Below are 21,356 nucleotides of genomic sequence, written 5' to 3'. Positions count from 1 at the left end.
CGGGCGAAAGCGTCAGGCGGCGCAGCTCTTGATTTCGCCAGCCATTTCGAGAGCCTTCCCGATATCGGCTGGCGACGCCGGCTTTTCGAGCTTCGGGCAGTCGGAAAACTCTTGGCACAACTCTTTGTGCGAAAGGTTCGCGCTGACGAAAATCACCGGAACGCCCTTCGCAGTCAGTTCACGGGCGACCGGCCAGACCGGCACTCCTGCGACATCGATATCCAGCAGGGCGAGGTCGGGGGCTTCGCTATCCAGAGAGGCCAGCGCGCCCTCCACGCTCGTCGATTCCGAGTGGATCGCGTAGCCGAGATCTTCGACGGTATGGACGAGGTCGAGCAGCACCAGTGCCTCGTCGTCTACAATCATAACATTCTGCATCGGGGCGACTTTTAACCTTATCCCGCCTTAATCGTGTGGACCGAACGGCCCAATCCCGAAAACTGTTCCACGCTTCGTCGATTTTCGTGAAGTTTCGTTAACCATTGGGTAACCCATCATATCGGCGCATTGCGATCTCGCCTTGCCAAGCAAAACCGACTAGGGGCCGCGGCATGCATTTTCTCGATCAGGCCAAGATCTATCTCAAGTCCGGGGCAGGCGGCCCCGGTGCCGTCAGCTTCCGGCGCGAGAAGTATATCGAATATGGCGGTCCCGACGGCGGCAACGGCGGCAAGGGCGGCGATATCGTGTTCGAAGCCGTGCAGGGTCTCAATACGCTGATCGACTTCCGCTATGCCCAGCACTTCAAGGCGAAGCGCGGCACGCATGGCCAGGGCAAGGACCGCACCGGCGCCGGCGCGCCCGATCTCGTGATCGAGGTTCCCGTCGGCACGCAGGTGCTGAGCGAGGACAAGGAAGAGGTGCTCGCCGATTTCACCGAAGTCGGCCAGCGCGTTGTCTTTCTCGAAGGCGGCATGGGCGGGCGCGGCAATGCCAGCTACAAGTCCAGCACCAATCGCGCCCCGCGCCAGCACCAGCCGGGCGAGCCGGGCGAGGAGATGTGGGTCTGGCTGCGGCTGAAGCTGCTCGCCGACGTCGGCCTGCTGGGCCTGCCCAATGCGGGCAAGAGCACCTTCATCAATCAGGTCTCCAATGCGAAGGCCAAGGTCGGCCACTACGCGTTCACCACGCTGGTGCCCAAGCTGGGCGTGGTCAGCCACAAGGGCCGCGAGTTCGTGCTGGCGGACATTCCGGGCCTGATCGCGGGCGCGGCCGACGGCGCGGGGATCGGCGACCGGTTCCTCGGCCATATCGAGCGCTGCCGCGTGCTGATCCACCTGATCGACATTTCGGGCGACGACCCGGCTGCGGCCTATCGCACGGTAAACGACGAACTCGAAGCCTATGGCGCAGGTTTGGATGACAAGGCGCAGCTCGTTGCGCTGAACAAGCTCGACCTTGCCGACCAGGAGCTGGGTGAGGGGTTCGCCGAAGAATTGCTAGCGGCGGGGGCCGACAAGGTGTTCACCGTTTCGGGTGCGACAGGGGCCGGCATTCCTGAGCTGCTCGATGCCGTGCTCGGCTATCTGCCCGACCGGACGGCGACCGAAACGCATGCCGAAGAGGTCGAGGACGATGACCAGACGCCCGACTGGTCGCCGATCTAGACGGAAGACTTGCAGGCACATGGTACGGGCTGTCCCTCTCGATCTCACCGCGAGCCGCCGCCTTGTCGTCAAGGTCGGCTCGGCGTTGCTGGTCGAGAACGGTGCTCCTCGCGCGGACTGGCTGGCAACGCTGGCACACGACCTCGCAGCCCTCCGCAGCGGAGGCACCGAGATCATCGTGGTGTCCTCGGGGGCCATTGCGCTCGGCGCGGCGAAGCTCGGCATGGCGAAGGGCGGACGCGGAAGCCTGGCGGATGCGCAGGCGGCAGCGAGTGTCGGCCAGGTCGAGCTTGCGCGGCTGTGGGCGGAGAACCTCGGTCGCCACGATGTTACTGCCGCGCAAATGCTCGTCACGCTCGGCGATCTGGAGGACCGGCGGCGCTACCTCAACGCCTCGGCCACGCTGCAGCGTCTGATCGAAGCCGGCGCGGTGCCGGTAGTGAACGAGAACGACAGCGTCGCCACCGAGGAAATCCGCTTTGGAGACAACGACCGGCTGGCCGCGCGCGTGGCGCAGGCTGCGGGTGCCGATGCAGTGATACTGCTGTCCGATGTCGACGGTCTCTACGACCGCGATCCGCGCGAAGACGGCGCGGTTCGTCTGGAGCGTGTCGAGGGCGTTACGCCGGAGATCATCGCCATGGCGGACACCTCCTCTACTTCGGGACTCGGCTCGGGCGGGATGCTCGCCAAGCTGCAAGCAGCGCGCATTGCGGAGCGGGCTGGAATCTCGCTGGTCATCGCCAATGGCACCCACCTCTCGCCGCTGACACGGTATCGAGATACCGGCATCGGGACTGTGTTCGTCCCGCAAGCCGATGCCAGCGCGCGGAAGGCATGGTTGGCCGGACGGCTCGCGCCTGCAGGGGTGCTGACCGTCGATGATGGCTGTGCCGAAGCGCTGGCCAAGGGTGCCAGCCTTCTCGCCGCCGGCCTCGCGGAGATCGAAGGCGAATTCGCGCGAGGCGACCTCGTCGCGATCTTCGGGCCGAAGGGCGAACGGCTCGGCCAGGGGCTCGTCGAATACAGCGCCGCCGAATGCCGTGCGATTCTTGGCTTGCGCGAAGATCAGCAGGAAGCGAAGCTCGGCTACGCCCCTCGCGCCGCCGTCATTCATCGCGACCACATGGTGCAGGCATGACGATAGCACTGACCGGTGCGACCGGCTTTGTCGGGCAAGCCGTGCTCGATGAGGCGGCACAGCGCGAGGTCGCGATGTGCGCCCTCACCCGCCGCGCGCAACAGCATCGCGCCGGAGTCGAATGGTTCGAGGGAACCCTGGCCGACACTGCGTCGCTCGAAACGCTCGTGCGCGGAGCCGACGCGATGATCCACGTCGCTGGCCTCACCAATTCGTCCGATCCCGCCGCGTTCGACGCGCCCAATGTCGACGGCACGGCCCATGTCATCGCCGCAATGAAGGCGGCGAAATGCAAGCGGCTGGTCTTCGTCTCCTCGCTCTCCGCACGCGAACCGGACCTGTCCGCCTATGGCGCGTCCAAGGCGCGCGCCGAGGAGCTGGTGCAGGCCAGCGGTCTCGACTGGACGATCGTGCGCCCGCCGGGCGTCTACGGCCCGCGCGATATAGACTATCTCGAGATGTTCCGCAGCGCGAAATGGGGCTTCGTGCCCCTGCCCCCGCGAGGCGCAAGCTCAATCATTCATGTAAGCGATCTCGCTCGCCTCCTGCTCGACCTCGTCGATGCCTCGCCTGCTTTGGTGAGACGCAAGATATTCGAGCCGGACGACGGACGTGAGGGCGGCTGGGGCCATGACGAACTGGCGAAGGCCATCGGGCAGGCCGTGGGTCGCAGGGTCTTTGCGCCCCATCTCCCCAAGAGCGTGCTGGAACTGGGCGCGAAGGCCGACAAGATGCTGCGCGGGGACAAGGCCCGCCTCACAGCGGACCGGGTCGGCTACATGACCTACCCAAACTGGGTTTCGCGATCCGCGTTGAAAGTGCCTGCAGCCGTATGGCAACCCTATATCGCAAGCCGCGAAGGCCTGAAACTGACTGCCCAGTGGTACCGCGAGGAAGGCTGGCTCTAGTCTTGCCAGGGCTTAATTGCCCTTACCGCTTCTCACCCTTAGTCTCGCGTCAGGGTTGCGAGTCGTGAGCGGAGATATCCGCTTTCATTCACGGGTCGCTGTGGAGGTTTTCATGCAAAAACTGATACTCGTCGCAAGCGCGACGATACTGGCAGGCTGTTCGCAGGCTGCCGAAGAAGGAGTCGTAGACGAACCGGTGGAACAAGCGGCAATGGCGGACGAGTCCGGTATCGCAGCTGACGGCCAGGCCACCCCGGGCATGTATCGCATTACGTCTTCGGACGGCAATATATACGACGAAGATGTTCGCGCGGATGGCACCTATACTCAGTCGCTCAATGGCGAAGTCGTCGAGACCGGTATGTGGGACCAGAAATCGCCGAGCCAGTACTGCTACACAGTCGACGAAGCCTATGTCGACGAGGACACCCCCGCCGGGGAGCAGTGCAACACCGAACAGATCGGCGAGGACGGCGTCTGGACGTCGACCAATCCCGCCGGAGAGACGGCTGTGGTCGAACGCGTACAAAGCTAAGTTAAACCGATCATGGGCGCGGAGATCCAAGCTTCGCGCCCTTTCTCTTCAAAGGAACGGTTCCTCGCCCGGCTTGTGGATGCCGCATTCGACCTTGTCCCAACCGGCCCAGCGCCCGGCGCGCGGATCTTCACCCTCGCCCACCTGGCGGGTGCAGGGCGAGCAGCCGATCGAGGGAAAACCGCGCTCTACCAGCGGGTGGCGCGGCAGGTCGTGCGTTTCGAAATAGGTGGCGATGTCCTCCGCCGACCAGTCGATGAGCGGATTGATCTTCAGGCGACCCTGCGCATCCGATGTGTCCAGCTCGAACCGCGGCAGGTTGGCGCGCGTCGAGGATTGGAATGCCTTGCGCCCGGTGAAACTGGCGTCGAAATCGGCGAGCGCCTTGGCCAGCGGCTTGACCTTGCGCAGCTCGCAGCAGCCATCGGGGTCGTATGACCACCGCAGCCCGCTTTCGTCGCGCGTTTCGAGGTCGCCAAGGTCAGGATAGAGATCGATGCGGTTGAGGCCCAAGCGCTCGGTCAGCTCGTCGCGATAGGCCAAGGTCTCAGGAAAATGCTTGCCCGTCTCCAGGAACAGCACGGGCACTTTCGGATCGATCTGCGAAATCAGGTGTAGCAGGGCCGCGCTCTCCGCGCCGAAGCTTGACACGATCGCCGCATCGCCAACCAGATTGCCTTCGATCACCGCGCGCAGCCATTCGTCCGTTTCCGAGCCGCGAAACATGCGGTTGAGGCGGATGGCATCGTGCTCCGAGAACCGTGGAGCGGTGTCGAGGCGATCGATGGCGCGAAGTTCATTCATGAGTGGCGCTTCGTCCAGATCGGTGTGCGATCATCTGCTGCCGGCTGATAGACCTCCGGCCAACGATCGAACGCGGCCTGCACGTCGCCCTTGTCGAGCTGCTGATCGGGTTCGAATGCATCGAAGCCGCAGCGGCGCATGTAAGCGAGCTGGTCGACCAGCACGTCTCCGACGGCACGCAGTTCGCCGTCGTATCCGGCCTCGCGCAGGATGCGGGCCGAAGAATAACCACGCCCGTCGCCGAATGCGGGGAAGTTGACCTCCACCAAGGCCAACCGTTCGAGGTGCGGCAAAAGATCGCGGGCATCGTCGCCCGGCTCGATCCGCACCGCACTGGCATTCGACTGGTCGAGGAAGGCATCGACCGTCACTGCGGGATGGTCGACCGTCTCGTCGTCGCGATAGCGCAGAAGCTCAGCCATAGAGCGCCTCCTTGAAGGGGTTCATGCCGATGCGGCGGTAGGTATCGAGGAAACGTTCGCCATCCTCGCGTTCGCGTTCGTAAACGGTCGTGACCGTCTCGACCGCATCGACGATACCATGCTCGTCGAAGCCCGGGCCGGTGATCTTGGCGAGGCTGACGTCCTCCGCCTCGCTGCCGCCGAGCAGGAGCTGGTAGTTTTCCACCCCCTTACGATCGACGCCAAGGATGCCGATGTGGCCAGCGTGGTGATGCCCGCAGGCATTGATGCAGCCCGAAATCTTGAGCTTGAGCTGGCCGAGCGTTTCGGTCTTGCCGGTCTTGGCGAACCGCTCCGAAATCCGCTGCGCGACCGGGATCGAGCGGGCATTGGCGAGGCTGCAATAGTCGAGACCGGGGCAGGCGATGATGTCCTCAACCGTGTCGAGGTTGGGCGCGCCCAGCCCCGCTTCGTCCAGCGCGGTCCACAACGCGTGGAGATCGGCCTTGCGGACGTGCGGCAGGACGATGTTCTGCGTGTGCATGACGCGCAGTTCGTCGAAGCTGTAGTCCTTGGCGAGATCGGCCATCAGGCGCATCTGCTCGGCCGTCGCGTCGCCCGGAATGCCGCCGACCGGCTTGAGGCTGATCACGGCAGAGACATAGCCGTCCGCCTTATGCGCGACGGTATTGCGATCGACCCACAGTGCGAAGTCGGGGTCAGACCGGTCGATGTCAGGAGATGCGTCCGCTTCGAACAGCGGGTCCTCAAAGAAGGTGCGGATACGCTCCAGCTCGGCAAAGGGCGGCTCAACGCCCTGCTCGAGCAGATGGGCGAATTCCTCTTCGACCTGGCGGGTGTATTCCTCTGCGCCCAGTTCGTGGACGAGGATCTTGATCCGCGCCTTGTACTTGTTGTCGCGCCGGCCGTAGCGATTGTAGACCCGCAGGCATGCCTCGGCATAGGTCACCAGCCGGTCGAGCGGGACGAAATCGTTGATGCAGGGCGCGATCATCGGCGTGCGGCCCATACCGCCACCGACATAGAAGGCCGCGCCAAGTTCGCCCGCGTCGTTCTGCAAGATCTGGATACCGATATCGTGCAACCGCATGGCTGCACGATCGGTATCGCTGGCGATCACCGCGATCTTGAACTTGCGCGGCAGATAGCTGAATTCGGGATGGAAGCTCGACCACTGGCGGAGCAGCTCCGCATAGGGGCGCGGGTCGACGACCTCGTCGGCCGCGGCGCCTGCAAAATGGTCGGAGCTGATGTTGCGGATGCAATTGCCGCTGGTCTGGATGGCATGCATCTCGACCTTAGAAAGGTCGGCAAGGATGTCAGCAGCATCTTCCAGTTTGATCCAGTTGTACTGGATGTTCTGGCGCGTGGTGAAGTGGCCGTACCCGCGGTCGTATTTCTCCGCGATGTCGGCCAGCGCGTGCATCTGGCGGCTGTCGAGCGTGCCATAGGGGATGGCGACGCGCAGCATATAGGCATGAAGCTGGAGGTAGAGGCCGTTCATCAGCCGCAGCGGCTTGAACTGGTCCTCGGTCAGCTTGCCTTCGAGGCGGCGGCGAGCCTGGTCGCGGAATTCCTCCACGCGGGCATCGACCATCGCTTGGTCGTATTGATCGTATTTATACATCAGATCACCCAGTTGCCGAGATCGGGCTCGGCGGGTTTGAGGGTCAGGTCGGGGCGCACGGTGGGCCCGAGCGTGCGGACGCGCTCCTTGATATGCGTCGGGCGGGGAACGCCGTCCTGCATCTCCGCATCGATGGCATAGGGCGCATTGACGCGGCGCGCGGCTTCTTCGCGGCGTGCGGTCTCGTCCTCGCTGCCGGTGACGTCGACGGCGTCTTCAACGTGGATCGACCAGTCGCTGCCGGTCCACCAGGTGACCGCGCCGGTCTTGAGATCGTTTCCGGTCAGCAACCTCATCGTGCAGCCTCCTGTGCCTGCTTCGCCAGCGTCGCGGCATCGCGGGCGGTAACCTCGCCGATAACAATCAGCGCAGGGCTGACGACGCTCTCGCGCTCGACCAAGTCGGGCAGCCCGGCGAGCAATCCGCGCAATACGCGCATCTCTGGCCGCGTCCCGTTCTCGATCACCGCAACCGGCATGTCGGGAGCGAGCCCCTCTTCCATCAGCTTCTCGGCGATCTGCGGCGCGGTCTTCACGCCCATGTAAATCACCAGCGTGCGGCCCTTGCCGGCGAGCCCCGCCCAGTCCTGATCCTTCAGCCCTTTGCACTGGCCCGCGACGAAGCTGACGATGCTGGAAGCATCGCGATGGGTCAGCGGGATCTGCGCCGCAGCCGCTGCGCCATTCGCAGCGCTGATGCCGGGCACGATCTCGACGGGAACACCGGCGGCGCGAGCAACTTCGGCTTCCTCGCCGCCGCGACCGAACACGAAGGGATCGCCGCCCTTGAGGCGCACGACATCCTCGCCCGAGCGCGCGAGGCGCACCAGCAAATCACTGATGTCGCTCTGCGGCATGGTGTGGTGCGAGCGGCGCTTGGCCACACAGATCAATTCCGAATCCTCGCGCGCGATGGCAAGGATTGCAGGATCGACGAGGCCATCATGCACGATCACGCGCGCACGTTCGATCAGCCTTGCGGCGCGGATCGTCAGGAGGTCGGGATCACCCGGCCCCGCGCCGACGAGATAAATGGTTCCGGTCTGTGCCATGGTGCCAAGATGCGGGGCATCGCGACATCGCGCCAATCAGAATGGGTGTCCGGCACGGTAGGCGAGATTTTGAAATCGGACCTTCCGGCGCGGCAATCTATTCTTTCGCAACCGATGAGGCGTTGGATTTCTGATCGGCAAACTGCGCGAAAATGCGGTCGAGCTGGTCGCTGCTGCGCAAATGGATGTCGCGCTGCGGGAACGGGATTTCGACGCCGTTCTCCTTGAACAGCCACCACAGCTTCTTCAACACGGCCGAGCGGACGTTGCCCACCCCTTCCTCGGGATCGTCGATCCAGCAGTGGATCACGAAATTGACAGAATTATCGCCGTATTCGCTCATCCACACCGTCGGCGGCGGAGCTTTTAGCACGCGATCGCATTGCGAGGCCGCTTCGAGCATCAGCTTTTCGGCAAGGTCCATATCGGCCTCGTAGCTGACACCGACAGCAACCTGCATGCGCACGTTCTTGCTGGAGTAGGACCAGTTTTCGACCTGATTGATCATCAGGTTCTCGTTAGGGATCAGATATTCGCGCTGGTCGCGGGTCGTCACGGAAACGGCGCGCACCCCGATCTTGCGGATCTGCCCGAAGGTTTCGTTGCCCGCCATATCCGCCACGGCGATAACGTCGCCGGGCTTGATGGACTTGTCCATCAACAGGATGATCCCGGCGATCAGGTTACCGAAGGTCTTCTGCAGGCCGAAACCGATCGCGAGGCCGAAGGCGCCGGAGAACACCGCCAGCGCGGTAAGGTCGATGCCCAGAAGGTCGATCCCGAGGAAGAACGCCGCCGCCCAGACCACGATGGTGACGATCTTCTCGACCAGTAATTGCTGCGTATCGTCGAGCCTGGTGATCCGGCGCACGCCGCGCTTGGCCAGCTTGCTGATGAACCACGCCAGCGCGAGGACGCCGAAGATCACCGTGACGACGATCAGGATGTCGAACACCGACACGCGGAAATCACCGAAGCTCAGCGCGAATGCGTCGAGCGTATCGAGGATCGTACCTGCGGTTTCGCTTTTCGAGCTGACCGCTTCGCGAATGCCCTCGGCAGCGGCGACGGAGGTTTCTTCCGGCGCGTCTTCGGCCAGGCTCCACGCCTGTTCGACCGGGGTAGGCTCTGGCGAGGGCGTCGCTGTCGGGGCGGCTGTGCCTTGCACGTCTATCCTTCGTTCATCGCCGCAAAGCCGCGTTCTAGGTCGGCGATGAGGTCGGCTGGGTCTTCGAGACCGATCGATAGCCGCACTGCGTGGCGATCCTCAAGCCCCCAACCCGCTTTCGGCCAGTCCATGCAGCTGCGCACGGGTTCGACGTCGAACGGCAGGGCGAGGCTCTCGTAGCCGCCCCAGCTATAGCCGATGCCGAACAGATCGAGCGTATCGACGAGTCGGCAGCGCGCGGCATCGTCGCGGCCAGCAATCACGAAGCTCAGCAGGCCGCAGCCGCCGGTGAAGTCGCGCTGCCAGAGCTCATGGCCTGGCGCGCCCGGCAGCATGGGGCACAGGACATGGGCCACCTCGTCACGCGCCGCGAGCCATTCGGCAATCATGAGCGCACTGGCACTTTCCTGATCCAACCGCAGTTTCATCGTCCGGAGGCCTCGCAGCGCGAGCGCCGCATCGTCGGGCGAGACGACATGGCCCAGCTGCTGAGCGGTGATCCGCAGGCGGCGATACCAGCGCTCGCCCGCACTGGCAGCGCCCATCATCAGGTCCGAATGGCCGCCGACATGCTTGGTCAGCGAGGTGATGGCGATGTCGCAGCCATGCTGCAGCGCCGGGAAGCCGAGCGAGGTGGCCCAGGTGTTGTCGATCAGGCTGACCGCGCCCTGCTCGCGCGCGATCGCGGCAAGCGCCGGGATGTCGCAAATCTCCATGGTGAGGCTGCCGGGCACTTCCAGCATGACCGCGCGGGTCTTGTCGCAGAACGCGGCGCGAAAACCGTCGAGGTCGAGCGGGTCGAAGAAGCGGTGCTCCACGCCGAACTGCTTCAAAACACCCATCGCCGTGCTGCGCGTGGGATCGTAGGCATTGTCCGTCACCAGCAGCACGTCGCCGGTGCGCAGCACCGCCATCAGCGCGCCGACAATCGCCGCGACGCCGCTGGGATAGAGCACCGTTCCGGCCGCGCCCGGCTCGAGCTCGGTCAGCGCCTCGCTCAGCGCCCATTGCGTGGGTGCGCCGCGGCGGCCGTAGAAGAATTTTCCGTCGGCATTGCTCTTCGGCCCGGCCCGCAGCGCTGCGCAGTTTTCGTATAGATGCGTGCTGGCGCGCCAGACGGGCGGGTTGACGACCCGGTCCGCAAACTCGCCCGAGCGGCCTGCCGTGACCAGTCGCGTGGCAGGCTTAGCATCGTTGCGACTATTCGCCATGAGCACCGCTTTCCTTCGGGGTGGCGGGATCGCTGCCCCACTCCATCCAGCTGCCGTCGTAGAGCGCGGCGTCGTTCTTCCCCGCAAGCCCCATGCCGAACAGCAGGACGCAGGCGGTCATGCCGCTGTTGCAGCTAGCGACAACCGATCGATCCAGGTCTAGACCTGCCTCTTCGAACTCGGCGCGGAGGGCTGGCGCGCCTTTCCACGTGCCGTCCTCACGAAACAGTCGCGGGAAGTGCAGGTTTGCCGCACCGGGAATGTGCCCCTCCGAACCACTGTCCAGTGAACCGGCAAAGCGCGCAGCATCGCGGGCATCGACGACTTGCTCCTCGCGGGTGGCGCAATTGGCGAGCATTTCCGCCTTGCTCCGTACCGACCGTCGCGGCGTCGTAAGTGGGAAGTCGACCGGGTCGCATGCTTCGTCACCTTCGGAGGTGGCGCGATCCTCCGCCCTCCATTTCGCCAAGCCGCCATCGAGGATCGCGATCTGTTCCATGCCGTAGTGGTCGAAGATGAACCACGCGCGCGCTGCGCTTTTAATCGCGCTGTCGTCATATAAGACGATGCGGCTTCCGGGCTCGATACCCAGTACGCTCATGCGCGCGGCGAACTGATCGGCGGTAGGCAGCGCTTTCGGCACCTCGGAGCTCTCGTCGATAAAGCTCGCAAGGCCGAGGAAACGCGCGCTCGGAATGTGCGCTGCAAGATATTCGGCCCGCGCATCGCGGCCGCTGTCCGGCAGGTGCATTGTCGCATCCAGCACGACGAGGTCCGCGTCCTTGCGGTGCTGGGCTAACCAGTCGGTCGAAACGAGGCGATCCATCCGCTGCGGGTAGCTGGGCTCGGCGCGCAAGTCGAGCCAAGGGTCGCAGCGTCAGGCCAGTTCGCGCTGGGCGATCGGGGCATAACTGCGCGGCGGCTCGTCGAGGCGGAAGGGCTGGACCCGGCCGCCATCGGGCTGGCCCTGGCCGACCACGAAGGTCTTAACCAGCGCCCCCTCGCCCGCGCCATCGACCCGCACGCGCATAAGCGGCACGAGCAGAGGGTGGCGGCCCTGCATGATGACCTGCGCGGTCGACAGCGGCAGCTGGACCTGACCTTGGACCGCTACATTCTGGCGCGGCGCGATGCGGGCCAGCGTGTGTTTCGGCTCGAGGCTGGTTTCGGCGGTCGCCACCTGCTGCTCCATAGGGCTTGCCGCGCTGGCGGACACCAAATCGACGCCCACAGTCACATCGCTCAGCGCCGCATCGGTGCGATTGACCAGCGTCAGGCGATATTTGAGTGTCGCGAACATGGCACTGCGCGTGAGCTTTTCCGCGGTCAGCCGGACGGTCAGAGCATCGGCTGCCGTGGCCGCATTGGCTTTCGGCACCGACGCAACGACGGGCCGCTCGATCTGCGGAGCAGGCGCGCTTGTCTGGCGGCGCTTCCAGAAAAACAATCCGGCGCCAATCGCGGCAAGCGCAGCGGCAAGGATCGCCAGCCACGTCCAGTCGGTGTCTTCGGCTGCGATTTCTTCAGCACCTGCAATCTCCGCCTCGTCCGACGGCTGCTGGACATCCTGCGCGGCGGGCGGCGCGGGAATGGGCGACGTGCCGTCCGTGGGCTGGACCGGCGGGAAATCCTGCACCGGCTCTTCCGGCGCCGGGATACGCGGCGATACCGGAACCGTCTCGACCGGGCGTGGCATCGGCGTGGGTCGCGGGCTCGTCACGCTACGCGGCGGCGTCGCTGTGCCGCTCGACGTGGGGGTTGGGGTCGGCGTCGGCGTCGGAGTAGCAGTCGCCCTCGGTGTCGGGCGCGCCGTATTTATCACCCGAGGGGCGACCGGAACCACGCTGCTCTCTTCATCGACCGGGCCCTGCGCGCGCGGGCTCGCCGTCGGTGTCGGCCCCGGCGGGAGCGAGAAATCCTGCGCCGATTGCGCCATCGCAGGCGCGGAAAGGCTCAGCATCAGGGCAGTCAGGGGCAGGCGAAAAGTCGGCATGTTTCGGGCGCGTTCGTGAAAAGCAGGCACATGCGCTGCGCCGCGCTGAATAGGTACTGAAGCGCGCGCTTCCAAGCCCCGCCTTGCGCCGGGCGGCCTTTCACGGCAGATGCGCGGCATGAGCGACACACATAGCCCCCGGTTCCTCGGCGAGAACAGCCCGCTGCCGGGTTCGCCCGAAGAAGCGGACCTCGACTACGTGCCGAACCCGCGCGCCGGTGAGCTCTACCTCGTACGGTTCGCCGCGCCCGAGTTCACCTCACTGTGCCCGGTGACCGGCCAGCCGGATTTCGCACATTTGGTGATCGATTATGCGCCGGGCGAAACGATCGTGGAATCGAAGAGCCTGAAGCTTTTCCTCGGCTCCTTCCGCAATCACAACGGTTTTCACGAGGATGTCACCGTGGGGATCGGCAAGCGCCTGTTCGACGAGATGCGCCCCAAGTGGCTGCGGATCGGCGGCTACTGGTATCCGCGCGGCGGCATTCCGATCGATGTATTCTGGCAGAGCGGCGCGCCGCCTGCCGACCTTTGGCTGCCCGACCAGGGCGTCGCATCCTACAGGGGGAGAGGCTGAGCATGGCCGAGCATAACGAGACCGACGCGACCACTCACGACGACACCGCGACCACCACCTCAAGCGAGACAGCCGCGACGCAGAAGCCGCGCCGCGTCTGGCGCAAGAGCCTGCCGAAATGGTCGCTGTGGCTATCGCTGGCGGTGCTCGTGTGGTTCGCCCTCGCCGCTTTCGGACCGAAGATCGGGATCATCCCCTGGCAGACCGGCCTCGGCTTCATGATCCGCGAGGCGGGCGTGATCCTGCTACTCGTCGCGTCGATCTTCGCGATCGTCGCGCTGGCATTCGCCTTCTTCAAAACGCCGCGCGGCCCGTGGTGGAAGGCCGCCATCGGCCTCGCCATTCCGGCAATCCTGTTCATGGGTCTCGCCACTATCCGCAGTCAGGCGGAGAGCGTTCCGCCGATCCACGACGTCTCCACCGACTTGCGCGACCCGCCCGAATTCTCGCCCCGCACCATGACCCTGCGCGGCGAAATGGGTGCCAATCCGATCAATGATTACGGTACTCCCCTCGGCGAGCTGGAGATGTGGGCGGACAGCGATGACGCAGCGCTCAAGGCGAAGAACCACGCCGACCTGATTGCCGAGAATTACGACAATCTCGATCCCATCGTAATCGGCAACCGCACGGACGAGGAAGCCTTCGATGCGATCGTGGCCGCTATGGGCGAGATCGGCCTGACGGACGTGCGCCGCGTGTCGGGTATGAACTCGGTCGAAGGCGTGGCGGAGACCTTCGCCTTCGGTTTCAAGGACGATGTGGTCGCACGCGTGCAGGACGGCCAGATCGACCTGCGCTCGGTCAGCCGAGTCGGGGTCTCCGATCTCGGCTACAATGCCGACCGGCTGGAGGATTTGCGCGAAGCGATCATCGACCGGCTGGGCGCGTAAATCGCCTGATCCAGCGGGTGTCGAGCCAGTCCTTCACCCGCCGCATCCAGCGTGATTGCAGGCCGAACCACCGGTAGCTGGCGATCGCTTCGCCGCGACAGGTGTTGAGCAGGTAGAAGTCCATGAAACGCGGGCTGTAGCTGCGGCGCGGCGGCTTGCCGCCCAGCAGGCGCCGAAGGTTTTTGGCCAGCACCGGCCCGGTGTAAACGGCATGGACGCCCGAATGCGGCACGCTCCTGTCGGTCCTTCGTGCGACATCGCCTGCGGCAAGGATATGTTCGAATCCGCAGACCCGCTGATGTTCGTCGACCTGCACGAAGCCGTCCTCATCGACCGGCAAGCCGCTGGCGGTGGGCCAGTCAGGCGCGCCGCTGCCGATTGCGGCTGCGATCAGGTCGAGCGGCTCGAGCGAACGGTCGCCTGCCATCAGCGCGCCATCGCGGATCACCGCATCTTCGCGCATCACCGCGACGCCCTGTGCTTCCAGTTCCCGAGCTACGCGCTCGCGCACAGCAGTAGCGTGATCGGGCAATAAACCTCCGACCCCGGTCACGAGAGTGACGCCGCAATCGCGCCAATGGCTCGAATTGCGAAAGCCGAAGGCCAGCTCCACACCGCCTGCACCCCCGCCGACGACTGCGATCCGGCGCTGGTGCGGCTCGGCCTCACGAAGAGACTGCCAGCGGCCGATGAAACCGCCGAGCGGGCGGATGTCGAGCAGGCGCTCGTCCGCACCCAGAACGTCGCTCGCCTGCCCCGCACCTCCGGTCGCGATGGAGCAGATGTCGAACGCCAGCGTCTCGCCATTGTCGAGGTAGGCGATGCGCTTGCGCGGATCGATCCGGACAAGGCGCGCCCGATGCCATTTCAGGCCCGCCTCTTCGACCAGCGGTGTCAGTGGGATAGCCAGTTCACTGGCGCGATATTCGCCCGCGATCCAACCCGGCACCATGCCCGAATAGAGCATCGCGTCGAGCGGCTCGACCAGCAGCGTGCGTGCGCGTGGTGGGCCGTGCTTGCGCCAGTCGTCGATTACCCCGAGATGCGCGTGGCCCGCGCCGACGAGCAGGAGAACGGGATCGGCGCGCGAAATCATGTCGCGGCCCTAACGGTTCGAGCACGACTTGTCGCGTGATTGGCAAGCTTGGTGGAGCCGAGCGGAATCGAACCGCTGACCTCGTCATTGCGAACGACGCGCTCTCCCAACTGAGCTACGGCCCCGTTCCAGCTTACGCCCCGGCCTGAGCCGGGAAGGCGCGCCAATTAACCCGGCGCGCCGTCTATTTCCAGACCAAATCCGGCGGGCCTGCTCAATCCTGCGGCGTGCCGCTCTCATCTGCATCGCTCGGAACCGGCTGGACGATGGGCGTCGACTCGTTGCGCGTATCGACCGGCACTACAGGAATGCGCGCGCCCGTATCAGGATCGACCACAGTGGTCTCGTTGATATTCGCCTGATTGGTCAGCAGCGCGGGATCGCTTATTCCGGGCTGCGGAGCGACCATCGAAGCACGCGCCTGCTGCACAGCCACATAGCCGGGCTGCGACGAGCCGTAGCGAGACCCATATTGCGCATCCCATGCCGCAGAGTCGCGCTCGTATTGTTCATAGGCGCGGAAGAAGCTTTCGAACGGCTGTTCGAAGGTGCTGAAATTCGTCAGGGCGAAGGCAGTCGGGTCGACCGTGTCCATCGCATTGTACTGGTTCGCAAGCTGCAGCGTCGTGTCGCAGAACTCGCCGCGCGCCGGCGGCAGGGCGAAATAGTTGTAGACCATGGTCATCTGTGCCTCGCGCGCCATGATCGCCTCGCGGCGCGTGCTGGCCTCCTTGCGATATTCGGCGTCGATCCGGTCGTTGACCCGCTTGAGCGCGCGCCCGTGGGTGGAGATGTAATCGCTGTAGCCGTCCAGGATCGGCTGATATTGCGGATCGAGGCAATTGAGCGCCGCCACGTTCCAGGCGGAGCGGAAGTGCCACACGCGCTCGTCGTCGCTAATGCCGGTATTGACTGTCTGGCGCACGCCCAGCGGGCCGACGCGGGGAATGTCCATGACATAGGCTGCCTGCTTGGGCGGCACCGGGCGGTATGGCACCGCTTCGACCGGCGGCGGTGGCGGCGGTGGCGGGGGCGGAGGAGGCGGCGTCGCACAGGCGCCGAGGGCAGTGATCGTGCCGATCACGGCGGTAATGCGAAGTATCGGTTGTGCGGCGCTGCTCATGGCTGGCGGACCCTCCTGGAAGTACATCTGTCGTTAATTTGCCCCGCCCCGGATTGACCGGGGATGAAGCATCAATCCTTAGCGGCTGGAAAAGACAAAGAAAATGCCCGGCGCGCGCATTGCGCCCCGGGCACGTTCAAACGAATCCTGTGTGCGATCAGTGGAGCGCGATCACTCGCGGCTGCCCATGAACCGCAGGAGGAACAGGAACATGTTGATGAAGTCGAGATAGAGGCTCAGCGCGCCCATGATGATCGCCTTACCGGCGAACTCGGTACCGCGCAGATACTGGTACTCGCGCTTCAGGCGCTGCGTATCGTAGGCGGTGAGGCCCGCGAAGATCAGCACACCGAGGAAGCTTACTGCCAGTGCCAGCGTGCTCGACTGCAGGAAGATGTTGATGACCATCGCGATCAGTAGGCCGATCACACCCATCACCAGGAACGTACCGAAGCCCGACAGGTCCTTTTTCGTGGTGTAACCGAACAGGCTGAGGCCCGCGAAAGCGCCTGCGGTGGCGAAGAAGGTCGCCGCGATACTCTCCCCGGTATAGACGAGGAAGATCGTCGAGAGCGACAGGCCCATCAGCGTGGCAAAACCCCAGAACATCGCCTGCAGCGTGCCCTGCGAGAACTTGTTCACGCCGAAGCTCATCGCGAAGACGATGGCCAGCGGCGACAGCGCGACGATCCACATCAGCGGGCCGCTCGCAAAGGTCAGAGCGAGGCCCGACTGCGCGGTCAGCAGCGCCACGATGCCGGTCCACAGCACACCCGACGCCATGTAATTGTAAATCGACAGCATGTGCTTGCGCAGCCCTGCGTCGAAGGTTTCCTGCCGGGTAACGGCATCGCCCGCGCGGGGCACGGAGCCGAAGCCCTGCCGCTGCTCGGTGTTGTCGTTCCAATTGGCCATTTCAAAGTACTCCCATAAGCGGCGATCACATGCGCCGCTTCTCATACGCGCAATATCGCCATTCGGGCCCCGAATTTCAAGGGAAACCGACGAACGTCGACCCTTGTTCGATTAACCAAAATAACTGACGATACTCAGGCCTCGCCCGCCGCATCGACCATGGCCGCACTGAGCGCGTCGGAGGGCGATTTGTCGCCCCACAATACGAACTGGAATGCCGGGTAGAAGCGGTCGCACTCGTCGACCGCGATTTCGACCAGCGCCTGTGCCTGTGCGAGGCTGAGTAATCCGTCGTCACCCAGCATCGTACCGTTGCGATAAAGCACGACGCCGCCGTTGGACCATATGTCGAAATGGCCGAGCCAGAGTTGCTCGTTGATCCGCGCGACCAGCTCGTGCGCGGCTTTCTTTTTGCCGTCCGGCACACGAATCTCCGGCAGGCAGATGACCTGCAGGACCATGTCTTCCGGCCGCCAGATCCCGCGTAACTGGTAGTTCGTCCAGCTGCCCTGAATTTCGCCGCTCATCTCGCCCTGCGCGCTTTGGCACGGCCATCCGCGTGCCTCGAACAGGGCCACCAGCATATCAAGCGGAGCTGCGTCCTCGTCCGCTTCGTAGCTTTCGCTTGCCGTTCTCATCGAGCCTGTCCCTCACACGTCATGCACGCTGGATGCCGACAGGACACGGGGCTTGGCAATCCAGCCGATTGTCGCTGCTGGGGAGAACCGTTTTCGCTTGTGCAAACCCTGTGCACAAGGCGCGCGCCATGGGTCAGCCGAGGGGCTCGATCGCTTCGCCTTCGGCACTGCGGAAGGTAAAGCTATCGATATCCAAACCTTTGAGCTCGTTCATCATTTCACGTGCAGTCGCCGCATCGGGATAGGGCCCGGAAAGAAGGCGGTTGGCCTCCCCCCATGGCGTCACAAAGGGCCCCTTGCCGTCGAGCAGCCCGTCCGCCTTGCGAGCGATCCGGCGCCAGTCGAAACCCAGTGCCGACACGTCCTTGCCGGTCGCAACCTGCACCCAGTGCCGCGAAGGATGGGCGGGCGGCGGCGGGGGATCGGGCTCGGCCTTCTCGCGCGGTGCCTCGATGCGCGTGATGTCGACCGCCCCCTGTGCTGCCGGACGTGACGTTGTCGGCTCGAGGGTAAAGCCGGCGAAAGCTTGCTCGAGCGTGGGTGCCGGTTCGCTAGGTGGCGGTGGTGGCGGAGGCGGTAGTGGAGCGGCTGTCGCAGGTACCGGCTCAATGCTGATCGGCGCAGCTGCCGGTTGCCGGGCGATCACCACAGGCGCGGTATCCGCAGGTTCCGGCACCGCCGCCGTCGCCGCCGGATTAGCGGCGGTTCGTGGTGCTTCCTCTGCTGGTCTGGAACTCTGAGCGGCCTGCGCAGGAGCGGGATTTTGCTGCGCCACCGGCTGCGGCGCAGCTTGCTGTTGAGCAACTCGCGTCGTCGCCGGGGAAAGGTCGGGAGCAATCCCCGCATTCTCGCTCGAACGCGGCCCGACGGTCGCCGTCCGGCGCGGTCGCTCCTGGCGCTGGCGTGCGGGAGCCCTGTTCTCGGCCTGGCGAGCTGCCACTCGTCGTTGCGGAGTGGGTTGCGGCTGGCGCGCCGCCGCAGCGGGCGGTCTCGTCGCCGATGTCTGCGACGCCGCTGGCGCAGGAGCGACCGGCACGTAGGCGGCGATTTGCGGGTCGTCTGTGCCGATATTGGCCGCACGCGGAAACACGCCGAGCGTCCCTGCCGCCGCCTGCTGTGCCGGCGTCAAGCGAGGCATGAATTCGAGATAGGGACGAACCCGACCTGCCATCTGCGCGGGCAGCATCGCATCGGAAATGTCAATCGCCTCGCGCGTATCGCCAAGGATCGCCAGACCGAATGCCCGGGTGCGAAACGCCGCGAGATCGCGGGCCTCGAGCAACGGCAGAAGCGTCTGCTCGAAACTCTCGCGCTCTCCCGAGATCGCCAGGCTGAGTGCGAGGCGGCGCTTTACTTCCGATCCGGCACCTTGCGCCAGCGCCAGCCGGAACAGCTCCTGCGCGCTGCGGTTGTCGCCGACCAGCATGAAGGCCATGCCCCGGTCTTCCGCCATGCGATCGTTGGTGACGCCCGCCCGTTCTGCCTCGGCAAACAGGCGCAACGCCTCGATCGGCCGACGCGAGCGGGCATAGGCCTTGCCGAGGCCGAGGCTAATACGGCTGTTGGTGGGTGAAAGCTGCTTTGCCCGGCCAAAAAAGCCGATCGCCGCGTCGATATCGCCGACATCCAGTGCCGCCTCGCCGGCGTCGAGCAGGGCCGACACATCGGCCGCATTGCGCGCTAGCCGCCGCAAGGCGTCGCTCAACCGGTCGGACCCTTTCGGCGGCAAGGGCTGGACGATCTCGCGCTGCGCGTGGGCCGCGGTCGGCACGGCAACTGCAGCGGCCAAGACCGCTGCAACCGTGATCCGCGCTAGTGTTACCATGATCCTGCCCTTACCCGGGCGCGCCTGAACAGGCGCTGGCCCGGGTGGCTGCGTGCCTTACTGGTTGTTCTGGCGACCGAGGAAGCGGGGAATGTTCAGCGAACCGCCCTCGCCATCGTCGTCCTCGTCCTCGTCCTCATCGTCAGGCTTGTTGGCGCCGCGCGACAGGTTGGCCATGCGCTCGAAGAGCGTGCTGCCGGCACCGGTATCGCTGCCGCCGTCGTCTCCGCCCAGAACGGGGCGCTTCTTGCCCGGCTTGCTGGCGAGCGGGCTCTCGCCTTCGCCATAGGAGCTGTCCTGACCGCCTTCTTCCATCGGCTCGGACAGGTCGAGCGGCGAGGGTTGCCCGGCATCTTCCGCCCAGCCGCTGCCGAATTCGCCATCCTCTGCGGGCGGCGGAACTTCGCCGTCCTCGTTGCGCAGGCCGGCGAGCGGATCCACAATGCCGTCGACATCGTCGTAATCTTCTTCCTCGTCGTCGTCCGCAGAGCCGTAGCCGAGGTCGTCGGAGAGGACCGAGGAGCTGTCGCCGCCCGCTTCCGCCGTGAGGTCGAGCGTGTCGGCGTCGCCGGACTCGGTATCCGGCTCGGCGGACAGGCCTTCGGACAATTCGAACGGTTCCTCGTCGTCGATCGTCTCGGTCGGCAGGTCGAGTACGGGACGCTTGGGCGCACGGCTATCGCTCATCGAGAATGCCTGCGGGCTGCTAACCTGCGACGTTCCATCCGTTTCGATGCCGGTCGCAACGACCGAGACGCGGATCTTGCCTTCGAGTTCGGGATTGAAGGCCGAACCCCAGATGATGTTCGCGTCCTCGTCGACCAGCTCGCGAATGTGGTTCGCGGCTTCGTCCACTTCGAGGAGCTTCATGTCCTCGCCGCCGATGATCGAGATGATCACGCCCTTGGCACCCGTCATACTGACACCGTCGAGCAGCGGATTGGCGATGGCCCGTTCGGCGGCCTCGAGCGCGCGATTGTCGCCCTCGCCCTCGCCCGTGCCCATCATGGCCTTGCCCATCTCCTGCATCACCGAGCGGACGTCGGCAAAGTCGAGATTGATGAGGCCCGGCATGACCATGAGGTCGGTGATCGAGCGCACGCCCTGCTGCAGCACCTCGTCGGCCAGCATGAAGGCTTCCTTGAAGGTCGTTTCCGCCTTCGCCACCAGGAACAGGTTCTGGTTCGGGATCACGATCAACGTATCGACGTGCTTCTGCAGCTCTTCGATGCCCGCTTCGGCGGCGCGCATCCGGCGCGTGCCTTCGAACAGGAATGGCTTGGTCACCACGCCGACGGTAAGCACACCCTTCTTGCGGGCTGCCTCGGCGATGACCGGAGCAGCGCCGGTCCCGGTGCCGCCACCCATGCCGGCCGCGATGAACACCATGTTGCAGCCATCGAGCGCGTCTTCGATATCCTCGACCGTTTCCTCGGCAGCAGCCTTGCCCACTTCGGGCCGCGCGCCAGCACCAAGACCGCCGGTGATGTCCGGGCCGAGCTGGATGCGCTTTTCCGCCGGCGAGGAGCTGAGCGCCTGCGCGTCGGTGTTGCTGACGATGAAGTCGACGCCTTCGATGCCGGCGTCCATCATATTGGCGATTGCGTTGCCGCCCGCACCGCCGACGCCGATCACCATGATCTTGGGGCGGAGGTCGTCGCTGGATGCCGGACCGATATTGATGCTCATTGGGTGTCCCCCGGAAAGTCGGAATTCTGAAAAATCACTATGTCACATTACGCGCGCAAAGCGAATCGCGCGAAGACTCGTAGAAGAAGCTTATCCACAAAGGCCTAATGCCCTGTTGTGCATGGGTTTCAAC

General features: G+C 64.8%; 22 protein-coding genes and 1 tRNA gene. 6 read left to right on the top strand and 17 right to left on the bottom strand.

What is annotated here, in order from left to right; translation table 11 throughout:
- Window positions 1-12: 12 nt before the first annotated feature.
- Window positions 13-366, bottom strand: coding sequence for a response regulator (locus tag Q9K02_RS05505; protein WP_305931983.1), 354 nt, complete (start codon window positions 364-366; stop codon window positions 13-15).
- Window positions 367-551: 185 nt separating this feature from the next.
- On the opposite strand from Q9K02_RS05505, the gene obgE reads away from it, so the two are divergent.
- From obgE to Q9K02_RS05485, 4 genes are all read left to right on the top strand, one after another.
- The gene (gene obgE, locus Q9K02_RS05500; RefSeq protein ID WP_305931982.1) at window positions 552-1,607 is read left to right on the top strand and encodes a GTPase ObgE; all 1,056 of its coding nucleotides are present in this window, start codon (window positions 552-554) and stop codon (window positions 1,605-1,607) included.
- 19 nt (window positions 1,608-1,626) lie between these two features.
- Window positions 1,627-2,748, top strand: coding sequence for a glutamate 5-kinase (gene proB / locus Q9K02_RS05495; protein WP_305931981.1), 1,122 nt, complete (start codon window positions 1,627-1,629; stop codon window positions 2,746-2,748).
- Complete coding sequence (locus Q9K02_RS05490) at window positions 2,745-3,656, top strand: NAD-dependent epimerase/dehydratase family protein (RefSeq protein WP_305931980.1); 912 nt, start codon at window positions 2,745-2,747, stop codon at window positions 3,654-3,656. Before proB ends, Q9K02_RS05490 begins: the two co-directional genes overlap by 4 nt.
- 112 nt (window positions 3,657-3,768) lie before the next feature.
- Window positions 3,769-4,191 carry a hypothetical protein gene (locus Q9K02_RS05485; protein WP_305931979.1) on the top strand — a complete coding sequence of 141 codons (423 nt, stop codon included), beginning with the start codon at window positions 3,769-3,771 and terminating at the stop codon, window positions 4,189-4,191.
- A gap of 48 nt (window positions 4,192-4,239) precedes the next feature.
- Here the strand turns inward: Q9K02_RS05485 and Q9K02_RS05480 are convergent, their stop codons facing one another.
- The 9 genes from Q9K02_RS05480 to Q9K02_RS05440 form a co-directional block, all read right to left on the bottom strand.
- The gene (locus tag Q9K02_RS05480; protein ID WP_305931978.1) at window positions 4,240-4,995 is read right to left on the bottom strand and encodes a phosphoadenylyl-sulfate reductase; all 756 of its coding nucleotides are present in this window, start codon (window positions 4,993-4,995) and stop codon (window positions 4,240-4,242) included.
- Complete coding sequence (locus Q9K02_RS05475) at window positions 4,992-5,417, bottom strand: DUF934 domain-containing protein (RefSeq protein WP_305931977.1); 426 nt, start codon at window positions 5,415-5,417, stop codon at window positions 4,992-4,994. Before Q9K02_RS05475 ends, Q9K02_RS05480 begins: the two co-directional genes overlap by 4 nt.
- A complete protein-coding gene (locus Q9K02_RS05470) occupies window positions 5,410-7,044 on the bottom strand; it encodes a nitrite/sulfite reductase (RefSeq protein WP_305931976.1) in 1,635 nt (544 codons plus the stop codon). The genes Q9K02_RS05475 and Q9K02_RS05470 overlap by 8 nt, the downstream gene beginning before the upstream one ends.
- Window positions 7,044-7,340, bottom strand: a complete 297-nt coding sequence (locus Q9K02_RS05465) for a DUF2849 domain-containing protein (RefSeq protein WP_305931975.1) — start codon at window positions 7,338-7,340, stop codon at window positions 7,044-7,046. The genes Q9K02_RS05470 and Q9K02_RS05465 overlap by 1 nt, the downstream gene beginning before the upstream one ends.
- The gene (gene cobA / locus Q9K02_RS05460; protein WP_305931974.1) at window positions 7,337-8,095 is read right to left on the bottom strand and encodes a uroporphyrinogen-III C-methyltransferase; all 759 of its coding nucleotides are present in this window, start codon (window positions 8,093-8,095) and stop codon (window positions 7,337-7,339) included. Before cobA ends, Q9K02_RS05465 begins: the two co-directional genes overlap by 4 nt.
- A gap of 97 nt (window positions 8,096-8,192) precedes the next feature.
- The gene (locus Q9K02_RS05455) at window positions 8,193-9,269 is read right to left on the bottom strand and encodes a mechanosensitive ion channel family protein (RefSeq protein WP_422785445.1); all 1,077 of its coding nucleotides are present in this window, start codon (window positions 9,267-9,269) and stop codon (window positions 8,193-8,195) included.
- Entirely contained in the window at window positions 9,266-10,474 is a 1,209-nt protein-coding gene (gene metC, locus Q9K02_RS05450) for a cystathionine beta-lyase (protein WP_305931973.1), read from the bottom strand. The genes Q9K02_RS05455 and metC overlap by 4 nt, the downstream gene beginning before the upstream one ends.
- Entirely contained in the window at window positions 10,464-11,300 is an 837-nt protein-coding gene (locus Q9K02_RS05445) for a sulfurtransferase (RefSeq protein WP_305931972.1), read from the bottom strand. Before Q9K02_RS05445 ends, metC begins: the two co-directional genes overlap by 11 nt.
- Window positions 11,301-11,351: 51 nt before the next feature.
- Window positions 11,352-12,467, bottom strand: coding sequence for an LPXTG cell wall anchor domain-containing protein (locus Q9K02_RS05440; RefSeq protein ID WP_305931971.1), 1,116 nt, complete (start codon window positions 12,465-12,467; stop codon window positions 11,352-11,354).
- 109 nt (window positions 12,468-12,576) lie between these two features.
- On the opposite strand from Q9K02_RS05440, the gene queF reads away from it, so the two are divergent.
- Together queF and Q9K02_RS05430 are read left to right on the top strand one after the other, a co-directional pair.
- Entirely contained in the window at window positions 12,577-13,044 is a 468-nt protein-coding gene (gene queF / locus Q9K02_RS05435; protein ID WP_422785412.1) for a preQ(1) synthase, read from the top strand.
- Between the two features lie 2 nt (window positions 13,045-13,046).
- Window positions 13,047-13,937 carry a DUF1499 domain-containing protein gene (locus Q9K02_RS05430; protein ID WP_305931970.1) on the top strand — a complete coding sequence of 297 codons (891 nt, stop codon included), beginning with the start codon at window positions 13,047-13,049 and terminating at the stop codon, window positions 13,935-13,937.
- On the opposite strand, the gene Q9K02_RS05425 is transcribed toward Q9K02_RS05430, so the two are convergent.
- The 7 genes from Q9K02_RS05425 to ftsZ form a co-directional block, all read right to left on the bottom strand.
- On the bottom strand, window positions 13,915-15,033 hold the full coding sequence (locus Q9K02_RS05425) for an NAD(P)/FAD-dependent oxidoreductase (protein ID WP_305931969.1): 1,119 nt from the start codon (window positions 15,031-15,033) through the stop codon (window positions 13,915-13,917). The two genes, Q9K02_RS05430 and Q9K02_RS05425, sit on opposite strands and share 23 nt — an antisense overlap.
- Window positions 15,034-15,082: 49 nt before the next feature.
- Window positions 15,083-15,158, bottom strand: a tRNA-Ala gene (locus Q9K02_RS05420).
- A gap of 89 nt (window positions 15,159-15,247) precedes the next feature.
- On the bottom strand, window positions 15,248-16,156 hold the full coding sequence (locus Q9K02_RS05415) for a hypothetical protein (protein WP_305931968.1): 909 nt from the start codon (window positions 16,154-16,156) through the stop codon (window positions 15,248-15,250).
- A 171-nt stretch (window positions 16,157-16,327) separates the two neighbouring features.
- Window positions 16,328-17,071: a Bax inhibitor-1/YccA family protein gene (locus Q9K02_RS05410; RefSeq protein WP_305931967.1), complete on the bottom strand. Its 744-nt coding sequence runs from the start codon at window positions 17,069-17,071 to the stop codon at window positions 16,328-16,330.
- A gap of 134 nt (window positions 17,072-17,205) precedes the next feature.
- Window positions 17,206-17,709: a type III secretion system chaperone family protein gene (locus Q9K02_RS05405; RefSeq protein WP_305931966.1), complete on the bottom strand. Its 504-nt coding sequence runs from the start codon at window positions 17,707-17,709 to the stop codon at window positions 17,206-17,208.
- 133 nt (window positions 17,710-17,842) lie between these two features.
- Window positions 17,843-19,534 carry a tetratricopeptide repeat protein gene (locus Q9K02_RS05400; RefSeq protein ID WP_305931965.1) on the bottom strand — a complete coding sequence of 564 codons (1,692 nt, stop codon included), beginning with the start codon at window positions 19,532-19,534 and terminating at the stop codon, window positions 17,843-17,845.
- A gap of 57 nt (window positions 19,535-19,591) precedes the next feature.
- On the bottom strand, window positions 19,592-21,223 hold the full coding sequence (gene ftsZ / locus Q9K02_RS05395) for a cell division protein FtsZ (RefSeq protein ID WP_305931964.1): 1,632 nt from the start codon (window positions 21,221-21,223) through the stop codon (window positions 19,592-19,594).
- Window positions 21,224-21,356 lie beyond the last annotated feature (133 nt).

Source organism: Qipengyuania profundimaris, from assembly GCF_030717945.1.
Lineage (GTDB): Bacteria > Pseudomonadota > Alphaproteobacteria > Sphingomonadales > Sphingomonadaceae > Qipengyuania > Qipengyuania profundimaris.
The sequence above is the reverse complement of the archived record's forward strand: the minus strand, read 5'-3'. Positions and strand labels throughout refer to the sequence as shown.